Source organism: Gordonia sp. VNK21, assembly GCF_046098115.1.
Taxonomy (GTDB): Bacteria; Actinomycetota; Actinomycetes; order Mycobacteriales; family Mycobacteriaceae; genus Gordonia.
This window is the reverse complement of record NZ_JBJURU010000003.1, coordinates 192,400-202,309: the sequence shown is the minus strand read 5'-3', so window position 1 is coordinate 202,309 and position 9,910 is coordinate 192,400. Positions and strand designations below refer to the sequence as shown.

The window sequence follows — 9,910 nt, the reverse complement described above, 5'->3', positions numbered from 1 at the left end:
CGCCCACTAGGCCGGCGCCAGCGGCCGGGCCACCCCACCTCCCCACCGGGCCGGCGACCGCGGCCGGATCACCCGCGGCGCCGGTCATCGTCGACGACTCCCCGGTGACGCCCGACGGCGATGCGTGGATCATCTTCACCTCCGGATCCACCGGCACCCCGAAGGGGGTGGCGGTGACCCACCGCAATGCGGCGGCCTTCGTCGACGCCGAGGCCCGGCTGTTCTGCCAGAGTCAGCCCCTCGGGCCCGGCGACCGGGTGCTGGCCGGCCTGTCGGTGGCCTTCGACGCCTCCTGCGAGGAGATGTGGCTGGCCTGGCGGCACGGGGCCTGCCTGGTGCCCGCCCCGCGGGCGCTGGTGCGCAGCGGCATGGATCTGGGTCCGTGGCTGGTCAAGCGGGACGTGAACGTGGTCTCCACGGTCCCCACGCTGGCCGCCCTGTGGCCGGTCGAAGCCATCGAGCCGGTCCGGCTGCTGATCTTCGGCGGCGAGGCCTGCCCACCCGAGCTGGCCGACCGGCTGGCCACCGGCGACCGGGAGGTGTGGAACACCTACGGTCCCACCGAGGCCACGGTGGTGGCCTGCGCGGCACGGATGCATCGCAACGAGCCGGTGCGCATCGGGCTGCCGCTCGACGGCTGGGATCTGGCCGTCGTGGATGCCGAGGGTCTGCCGGTCGCCGACGGCGAGACCGGGGAGCTGGTGATCGGCGGGGTGGGGCTGGCCCGTTATCTGGATCCGGAGAAGGACGCGCAGAAGTACGCGCCGATGCCCAGTCTCGGCTGGGACCGCGCCTATCGCAGCGGCGACCTGGTCCGGCTGGACCGGGCCGGACTGTTGTTCGTCGGCCGCGCCGACGATCAGGTGAAGATCGGCGGCCGTCGCATCGAACTCGGCGAGATCGATGCCGCGCTGCAGGGGCTGCCCGGCGTGGCCGGCGGCGCGGCGGTGGTCCGCACCACCGGCGCCGGAACCCCGCTGCTGGTCGGCTACCTGGCATCGTCCGATCCGTCGTTCGATCTGACCGCCGCCCAGGCCCGGCTGCGCGAGGAGCTGCCGGCGGCGCTGGTGCCGCGGCTGGTCCTGGTCGACGAGCTGCCCACCCGCACCTCCGGCAAGGTCGACCGCGATGCGCTGCCCTGGCCGCTGCCCGGCGACGAGGACGGCGCGGCCGGGGACCTGACCCCGGCACAGGAGTGGCTCGCGCAGCGCTGGACGGCGATGCTCGGCGTACAGGTGACCAGCGCCGACACCGACTTCTTCGCCGAGGGCGGCGGATCGCTGTCGGCGGCGCAGCTGGTCAGCGCACTGCGCGAACGCTATCCGCAGATCACCGTGGCCGACCTGTACGACCATCCGCGGCTCGGCTCGCTGGCCGAACATCTCGAGGGCAGCGAACCGGCCGGGGCGGCGGCACCGCGGGACGTCCTCCCCATCCGCCGGCGCACCGGACTGGCACAGTGCGCGGCGGCGATCCCGCTCGCGACCCTCACCGGGGTGGCCTGGATGACCTGGCTCGGGGTGGCCAACAACGCCGGCCGGGCGATCGCCGCCGCCCTCGGCTACTCCGCCCCGTGGCTGATCTCCGTGAACTGGTGGGTGCTGCTGGCCGCCTTCCTGATCTTCGTCACCCCGTTCGGCCGGCTGCTGATCGCCGCAGGCGGGGCCCGGCTGCTGCTGGCCGGGGTGGGTCCGGGCTCGTATCCGCGCGGCGGCTCGGTGCATCTGCGACTGTGGATCGCCGAACGTCTGATGGAGGCCTCCGGCGCCTACAACACATCCGGCGCCCCGTGGATGCCCACGCTGGCCCGGGCGCTCGGCGCCACCGTCGGACGGCACGTCGATCTGCATTCGCTGCCCCCGGTCACCGGACTGCTGACCGTGGGCGACGGCGCCGCCGTGGAACCGGAGACGGATCTGTCCGGCTGGTGGATCGACGGCGACGTGCTGCACGTGGGGCGGATCGAGATCAAACGCGATGCGGTGATCGGCGCCCGCTCGACCCTGCTGCCCGGCGCGGTGGTGGGCCGCTCCGCCATCGTCGAGCCGGGTTCGGCGGTGCTGGGGAAGGTCAAGGCCCGCCAGCGTTGGGGCGGCTCGCCGGCGGTGAAGCTGGGCAAGGCCAAACGGTCCTGGCCGGACCGGCGTCCGCCGGCCGGACGCGGCTGGGTGCCGGTGTACGCCGGCTCCGCCCTGCTGCTCGCGGGAGTTCCGCTGACCTCGCTGGCCGCCGGACTGATCGTCACCTTCAGCTGGGCGCTCTCGGCCGACCGGCTCGGCGACGCGGCCTGGCGGGCGGTGGCCCTGGCCCCGGCCGGCGCCCTGACCGCCTTCGCCGTGTTCGCCCTGCTGACCCTGATCATCGTGCGGCTGGCGGCGATCGGCCTGACCGCCGGCACCCATCCGGTGCGCTCGCGTGTGGGTTGGCAGATGTGGCTCACCGAACGGGCCATGGATGCGGCCCGCACCTATCTGTTCCCGCTGTATGCGAGCCTGCTCACCCCGTGGTGGTTCCGGGCTCTCGGCGCCCGCATCGGCCGGGACACCGAGATCTCCACGGCGCTGGTGGTTCCCAAGTTCACCGAGGTCGGCGATCAGTCCTTCCTGGCCGACGACACGATGGTGGCCTCTTACGAACTCGGCGGCGGCTGGATGCGGATCGGGCCGGCGCGGGTGGCCAAACGCGCGTTCCTGGGCAACTCGGGCATGGTGGCGCCGCAGCGCAAGGTTCCCAAGGGCGGTCTGGTGGCGGTCCTGTCCGCGGCACCGCCCAAGGCCAAGCCGGGGTCGAGCTGGCTGGGTTCGCCGCCGCAGCGGCTGCGCCGGACCGCCACCGACACCGACATCGGCCGCACCTTCGCACCGAGCCGCCGGCTGCGGGTGGCGCGCTCGCTGATCGAGACGTTGCGGCTGATCGCGGTGATGGTCTCTTTCCTGATCGGGACCGCGGTGCTGCTGAGCCTGCAGGCCGTGGCGGTGGACACCGGCGCGTGGGCGGCGACCCTGGTGTCCGGGCTGATCCTGCTCGCCGCCGGGGTGGCGGCCGGGGCCATCGCGGCGGCGGCCAAGTGGTTGGTCGTGGGCCGGGTGCGGCCGGGCGAACATCCGCTGTGGAGTTCGTTCATCTGGCGCAACGAGCTCTCCGATGCCTTCGTCGAGACGGTGGCCGCGCCCTGGTTCGCCAACGCCGCCGCGGGTACGCCGGTGATCAACTGGTGGCTGCGCGCCCTCGGCGCGCGCATCGGCCGCGGCGTGTGGTGTGAATCGTATTGGCTGCCCGAGGCCGATCTGGTGACCCTCGGCGACGGGGCCACCGTGCAGCGCGGCTGCGTGGTGCAGACGCATCTGTTCCACGATCGGGTGATGGCCATCGACAGCGTCGAGCTCGCGCCGGGCGCCACGCTCGGACCGCAGTGTGTGGCCCTGCCGGCGTCCGCGGTGGGCGCGGCGGCCACAGTGGGGCCGGCGTCGCTGGTGATGCGCGGCGACCGGGTGCCCGACTACTCACGCTGGCAGGGCAATCCGATCGCCCCGTGGCCGCGGCCGGAGAAGACCGGGTAGCGAGTCAGCGGGTGGGCGGGCCGCGCCGGGCCAGCTCCGCGTCGACGGCCGGATCCCCCAGCCCGGCCAGCCAGATCAGCAGGTCCTGGTAGGTGGCCGGATTGCGGGCGAGCGCCGGCCACAGATGCGGGCAGCTCCCGGCGATCGCATTGAGGGTCGCGGGCGGAGTCTGCGGATCGGCGGCCATCGTCTCGGTGTAGACCGGTCGCGCCATCGGGATCGACGTGGTCTCCGGCTCGGCCCGGGAGAGATCCGGACGGGAGAGATCCGGACGGGAGAGATCCGGACGGGAGAGATCCGGACGGGAGAGGTCCGGGCGGGAGGCTCCGTGCGCCCCCGGATGCGACGCCCGGATCTGCGGCCCGGGTCGCGGCTGCTGCGGCGGAGGACCGGCGATGGGGCGGCCGCCGACGGGGGACGCCGGAGGCGGCCCCGCTCCCAGCAGATCGCGCAGAGCCCGCACCGTCTGCGGACCGTCGGCCAGCGGCGGCATGCCCTTGAACAGCAGGACCGCGTACAGGGCGCCGATCAGCATGCCCAGCACGCCGACGACGATCGAGCCGAAGAGCATCATCAGCACCCCCACAACCACAGCCGCCGTGCCCGCCCCGAGCGCGGCGCGCTGGGCCGAGGCCCGGTGGTGGGCACTGAACTGCGGGCGCGGTGCCGGCCTCCCGGCGGCCGACGACGTCATGAGCACTCCTCGGCGATGTGCCGGCTGGCCTGATGGAACTGGTACGCACTGAAGATCCCGGAGAGGCCGTCGAGCTCCTTCGCATCGCTCTCGACTCCGGCGTCGTCGTATTTCTCGGCCACCTTCACCAGCCTGGAGAGCTCCTCGGTGGCGTCGACGTCGTCGAGATAGTCGTCGAAGGATGTGCTGCTGGTGATGTCGGGCAGGTCGAAGGTGGAGTCCATCGCCGAGTACGCCGAACACAGTTCACCGCGTGTGGAGCTCGCCGTCAGCGAGTAGATCGCATTGCCTCCACCGGTCAGCCCCAGAATCACCCCGATGATGAGCAGCAGGCCCAGCACCGCCGGCAGCGGAGGAATCCGGGTGAGCAGCGCGACCGGGCCGGCGCCGCCGGGGCCGGCGGTAGGCGCCGGGACACCGGGTGGACGGCCGGCCGGCGTGGGATCGTGCTGAGGGTGCATGATGTCCTCCGCCGTCGGGCGCTGCAGTGTGGTGGCCGGGAATCGGGTCTCAGCGAAAACTAACACCGCCGGCCGGCCGTTCCCGTCCACCGGTCGGTTGAATTCGCCTCCGTAAACCGTGGAACCTCACTCGGGCCCCGCTTCTGCGCCGCAATGCGGTGCACACTGACCCGCATGACAGCGGTACTCATCTTCGTCGCCGTGTTCGCGGTCCTGATCATCGCGGGCTGGGTGATGGACTTCGCCGAGGACCTCCTCGGGAACATCATCATGGGCGCCCTGTGGGTGATCACCTGGCCGTTCCGCGCGGCCTGGCGCGCGATCGGCAACCACGCCGACAGACTCGAGCGTCTGCCCAAGCACTTCACCACCACACTGCCGCCCGCGGCCGCTGCAGATCTCTGGCGCGGCATCTTCGTCCCGGACGGGTTCTCCCCGATGAACAAGGTGCAGCTGCTGGCCGACGAACCCGGGCTGTTCCGGGTGGGCGTGGGCTACGCCGACGATGTGACGATCACGCTCGAGGACGGCAGCACCGACGACCACACCGGGCGACTCGACTACGTCTTCGAGATCCGGTATTCGCCGCACGGCAGCGGCACCCGTGGATCGTTCCTGTGGCTGACCATTCCCGACGATCCGGCCGACATCGAGAAGGCGCAGATCGAGACCATCCCGGAGTGGGCGCTCGACGTGATCTACAAGCGGGATCCGGGCATGGTGCTGATCCCGCACAAGCACGCGCAGGCGCAGGGGCTGGTGCACGGCGCCGGCCCGGCGGCGGGCGCGGCCGGACCGCGGCCGGCGGCACTCCCGCCGGCTCCTCACCGCCCACCCTCCCACCGCCCCGATCAGCCGCAGATCGCCCGGGCCGCCCCGCAGCACCGGCCGGCCTTCGGGGCTCCCCGGACCGTCTCCCCGCGGGTACCGCTGACCCCGCCGCCTCCCCCGCCGCGCCCGCCGGTCGGCACACCGCCTCCTCCCCCGCCGCCGCGCACCCGGCCACCGGTCGCCGAGCCGATCGCCACCGCGGCTCCGGTGCCGCCCGATCCGGCCGCGCGGGCCGCTCCGGGCCCCACCTCCTCGGCCACCCGTGCGCTGCGGCTGCCGCCGCCGGCCGGCTGACCGGCTCGCCGCCGCGCGCCGCCGACCTCGCCCCGGTAGGGTTGGACGCATTCGAAGACGGTGGTCGAAGCGGAGAGGACGGCACCTGTTGCGGGCCAAGTCAGCCAAGGACAAGGCGCATGCCCCCGTACTGTCCGGGACCTCTCATGAACTGGACCCGTATCTGCCGGACAACGGCAACCTGGGCTACCGGATCTCGCGGTACGACCTCGATCTCACCTACCGGGTGGCGGCCAACCGGCTGTCGGCCACCGCCACCCTCACGGCGACCAGCTATCAGCAGCTGAGCCGGTTCACCCTCGACCTCGAGCGCGGTATGCGGGTCAGCCGGGTCACGGTGAACCACAAGCGATCCCGCTATGCCCACCGAGCCGGCAAGATCATCATCACCCCCGCCGAGCCCATTCCGCCGGGCGGTGCGATGACCATCGTCATCGGCTACTCCGGCAACCCCAAGCCGGTGCGCAGCCGATGGGGCGAGGTGGGCTGGGAAGAGCTCGAGGACGGCTCGCTGGTCGGCAACCAGCCCAACGGCGCACCGAGCTGGTTCCCGTGCGACGACCACCCGGAGGCCAAGGCGGCGTACCTGATCACGGTGACCGCCGACAGCCCCTACTATGTGCTCGCCAACGGCGTGCTCATCGACAAGACCCGCAAGTCCTCGCAGACCACCTGGGTCTACGAACAGGTCGAGCCGATGTCGACCTATCTGGCCTCGATACAGATCGGCCAGTACGAGCATCGTCGGATGGCCGATTCACCGGTGCCGATCTACGGTCTGACCACACCGGAGCTGCGCGATCACTTCACCCGCACCTTCGCCCCGCAGGTGCGGATGATGGAGGTCTTCACCGAGCTGTTCGGCCCCTATCCGTTCCCGCAGTACACCGCCGTGGTCACCGCCGACGACCTGGACATTCCGCTCGAGGCGCAGAGCTTCTCGACGTTCGGTGCCAATCACTGCGACGGCACCGACCAGCACGAGCGGCTCATCGCTCACGAGCTGGCGCACCAGTGGTTCGGCAATTCGGTGACGCTGGCGCGCTGGCGGGACATCTGGCTGCACGAGGGCTTCGCCTGCTACGCCGAATGGCTGTGGAGCCAGCGCAGCGGCGGCCGCTCGGCCGACGAATGGGCCCGGCACTACTACGCCCGGCTCGAGGCCGCCCCGGTGTCGGTGCCCCTGGCCGATCCGGGCCCGAAGCAGATGTTCGAGGACTGGGTGTACAAGCGCGGGGCGATCACTCTGCACGCGCTGCGGCTGAGGCTGGGCGACGGCGACTTCTTCGCCCTGCTGCACCGGTGGACCGACAAGTACCGCTACCGGGCGGCCACCACCGAGGACTTCATCGCGCTGGCCGGCACCTACACCGACGATTCGCTGGGCGATCTGTGGCGCGAGTGGCTCTTCGAGCCCGACCTCCCCGCCTTCCCGGGACCGCGCTGAGACCTGTCAGTCCTGGTAGACCGGCAGCAGGCCGCGTTCCTTGGCCTCGAGCACGCTCGGCGCCGCCCGGTCCTTGTCCGACAGCAGCCGGGTCAGCGGGGCGCCGTCCCGGCCCACCGACGGCCAGTCGATCGCCAGTCCCGGATCGAGCGGATCCACCCCGTGCTCGGCCGCCGGGTTGTAGCCGGTCGAGCACAGGTAGGTGACCACCGAATCGTCGGCGAGGGCGCAGAATCCGTGGCCGAGTCCCTCGGCCAGATAGATCGCCTTGCGGTCGATGTCGTCGAGCAGCACCGCATCGCACTCCCCGAAGGTCGGTGAGCCGACCCGCAGATCCACCACCACGTCGAGCACCGCACCGACGGTGCAGGTGACGTACTTGGCCTGTCCGGGCGGCACGTCCGCGAAGTGGATGCCGCGGATCACCCCGGCCGCGGAGACCGAGGTGTTCACCTGCGCGACGGTAATCGGATGTCCCACGGCCTCCTCGAAGGAGGCTGCGGTGAAGGCTTCGAGGAAGCTGCCGCGATCGTCGCCGTGAATCGTCGGGACGAACTCCCAGGCGCCGTCGATGGCCAGCGGTCGGACCTGCATGGGTGAATTGCTCCTGATGTCGGTGAGGATCGGTTCTAGAGTTCGGGGCCGCGCTCGAGCAGATCGAGCAGGTACGCCCCGTAGCCGGACTTGCTCAGCGTGCGCGCCCGGGCGCGCAGCCCGTCGTCGTCGAGATAGCCCATCCGCCAGGCGATCTCCTCGGGCACCGCGATCTTGAGCCCCTGCCGCTGCTCGACGGTCCGCACGAAGTTCCCGGCGTCGAGCAGGCTGTCGAAGGTGCCGGTGTCGAGCCAGGCGGTGCCCCGCGGCAGCACGGTCACGTGCAGTCTGCCGCGGCGCAGGTACTCGGCGTTGACGTCGGTGATCTCGTATTCGCCGCGCGCGGACGGCTCCAGCGCCCGGGCGATCTCCACCACGTCGTTGTCGTAGAAGTACAGTCCGGGCACCGCGTACCGGGAGACCGGCCGCTGCGGCTTCTCGTGCAGCGCGACCGCGCGGCCCTCGTCGTCGAACTCGACCACCCCGTAGGCCGACGGATCGGCGACCCGGTAGGCGAAGATCGCACCGCCGTCGACGTTCCCGAAGCCGCTCAGCCGGCTGCCCAGGCTGGGCCCGTAGAAGATGTTGTCACCGAGGACCAGGGCCACCGAGTCGTCGCCGATGTGCTCGGCGCCGAGCACGAAGGCCTGCGCCAACCCGTTCGGTTCGGCCTGCTCGGTGTAGCTCAGTTCGATCCCGAAGGCGCTGCCGTCGCCGAGCAGATGCTCGAAGGCGGCCCTGTCCTGCGGGGTGGTGATGACCAGGATGTCGCGGATGCCGGCGAGCATCAGCGTCGAGAGCGGGTAGTAGATCATCGGCTTGTCGTAGACCGGCACCAGTTGCTTGCTCACCCCCAGGGTGATCGGGTGCAAGCGGCTGCCGGTGCCCCCGGCCAGGATGATTCCGCGCATGAGGCAACCCTATCTGTAGAGTTGGTCACCGGTTCGCCGAACCGTCCGCGGTCGCCGCACCGCGCCGACGGCGACCGATCACCGGCGACGACACGAGGGAGCAGCACCGGATGCGAGTACTGGTGACCGGCGGCGCCGGTTTCATCGGAGCCAATTTCGTGCTGCGCACACTGGCGCAACGGCCGGACGTGCAGCTGACCGTCCTCGACAAGTTCACCTATGCGGCCAATCCGGCGACCCTCGAACCGGTCGCGGACCGGGTGCAGGTGGTGCGCGGCGACATCGCCGACGCGCAGACCGTCGACCCCCTGGTGGCGCAGAGCGATCTGGTGGTGAACTTCGCCGCCGAATCGCACAACGACAACTCGCTCGCCGATCCGTCGATCTTCGTGCAGACCAACCTGGTGGGCACCTTCACCCTGCTCGAGGCGGTGCGCCGGCACGGCGTGCGGCTGCACCATGTCAGCACCGACGAGGTGTACGGCGACCTGGATCTGCACGATCCCACGCGGTTCACCGAGGCCACGGCCTACAACCCGTCGAGCCCGTACAGCTCCACCAAGGCTGGCAGCGACCTGCTGGTGCGCGCCTGGGTGCGTTCGTTCGGGGTGGCCGCCACCTTGTCCAACTGTTCCAACAACTACGGGCCGTACCAGCACATCGAGAAGTTCATTCCGCGGCAGATCACCAACGTGCTCGCCGGGATCCGGCCCAAGCTCTACGGCGACGGGCGCAATGTGCGCGACTGGATCCACGTCGACGACCACAACGACGCGGTGTGGGCGATCATCGACCGCGGCCGGCTGGGCGAGACCTATCTGATCGGCGCCGACGGCGAGACCGACAACCGGACCATCGTCGAGACGGTGCTCACCCTGCTCGGACAGCCGGACGATGCCTTCGACTTCGTCACCGATCGGCCCGGGCACGACCGCCGCTACGCCATCGATGCCGGCCGGCTGCGCGACGAGCTCGGCTGGCGCCCGCAGTACACCGACCTGCGGTCCGGGCTGGCCGCCACCGTCGACTGGTACCGGACTCACAGCCAGTGGTGGGCCCCCTACAAGGACGGGGTGGAAGCCTCGTATGCGACGACCCAGCAGATCCTCGACTGAGAA

Annotated in this window: 8 protein-coding genes; 4 read left to right on the top strand and 4 right to left on the bottom strand. The window is 71.1% G+C overall.

The window, feature by feature from the left end:
- A partial coding sequence (locus ACJMNC_RS05515; RefSeq protein ID WP_408946938.1) for a Pls/PosA family non-ribosomal peptide synthetase occupies positions 1 to 3,560 on the top strand: 3,560 nt, incomplete at its 5' end.
- A gap of 4 nt (positions 3,561 to 3,564) precedes the next feature.
- Here the strand turns inward: ACJMNC_RS05515 and ACJMNC_RS05510 are convergent.
- Together ACJMNC_RS05510 and ACJMNC_RS05505 are read right to left on the bottom strand one after the other, a co-directional pair.
- Positions 3,565 to 4,254: a hypothetical protein gene (locus ACJMNC_RS05510; protein ID WP_408946937.1), complete on the bottom strand. Its 690-nt coding sequence runs from the start codon at positions 4,252 to 4,254 to the stop codon at positions 3,565 to 3,567.
- Positions 4,251 to 4,715 carry a hypothetical protein gene (locus tag ACJMNC_RS05505; protein WP_408946936.1) on the bottom strand — a complete coding sequence of 155 codons (465 nt, stop codon included), beginning with the start codon at positions 4,713 to 4,715 and terminating at the stop codon, positions 4,251 to 4,253. Before ACJMNC_RS05505 ends, ACJMNC_RS05510 begins: the two co-directional genes overlap by 4 nt.
- 174 nt (positions 4,716 to 4,889) lie before the next feature.
- Here ACJMNC_RS05505 and ACJMNC_RS05500 point away from each other — a divergent pair, with 174 nt between their 5' ends.
- Together ACJMNC_RS05500 and ACJMNC_RS05495 are read left to right on the top strand one after the other, a co-directional pair.
- Positions 4,890 to 5,840 carry a hypothetical protein gene (locus tag ACJMNC_RS05500; RefSeq protein ID WP_408946935.1) on the top strand — a complete coding sequence of 317 codons (951 nt, stop codon included), beginning with the start codon at positions 4,890 to 4,892 and terminating at the stop codon, positions 5,838 to 5,840.
- An 88-nt stretch (positions 5,841 to 5,928) separates the two neighbouring features.
- Positions 5,929 to 7,287, top strand: a complete 1,359-nt coding sequence (locus ACJMNC_RS05495) for a M1 family metallopeptidase (RefSeq protein WP_408946934.1) — start codon at positions 5,929 to 5,931, stop codon at positions 7,285 to 7,287.
- A gap of 6 nt (positions 7,288 to 7,293) precedes the next feature.
- On the opposite strand, the gene ACJMNC_RS05490 is transcribed toward ACJMNC_RS05495, so the two are convergent.
- Both ACJMNC_RS05490 and rfbA read right to left on the bottom strand, forming a co-directional pair.
- On the bottom strand, positions 7,294 to 7,881 hold the full coding sequence (locus ACJMNC_RS05490) for a dTDP-4-dehydrorhamnose 3,5-epimerase family protein (protein WP_408946933.1): 588 nt from the start codon (positions 7,879 to 7,881) through the stop codon (positions 7,294 to 7,296).
- Between the two features lie 35 nt (positions 7,882 to 7,916).
- Positions 7,917 to 8,792, bottom strand: a complete 876-nt coding sequence (gene rfbA / locus ACJMNC_RS05485) for a glucose-1-phosphate thymidylyltransferase RfbA (RefSeq protein ID WP_408946932.1) — start codon at positions 8,790 to 8,792, stop codon at positions 7,917 to 7,919.
- 110 nt (positions 8,793 to 8,902) lie between these two features.
- Here rfbA and rfbB point away from each other — a divergent pair, with 110 nt between their 5' ends.
- The gene (gene rfbB, locus ACJMNC_RS05480; protein ID WP_408946931.1) at positions 8,903 to 9,907 is read left to right on the top strand and encodes a dTDP-glucose 4,6-dehydratase; all 1,005 of its coding nucleotides are present in this window, start codon (positions 8,903 to 8,905) and stop codon (positions 9,905 to 9,907) included.
- Positions 9,908 to 9,910: the final 3 nt, after the last annotated feature.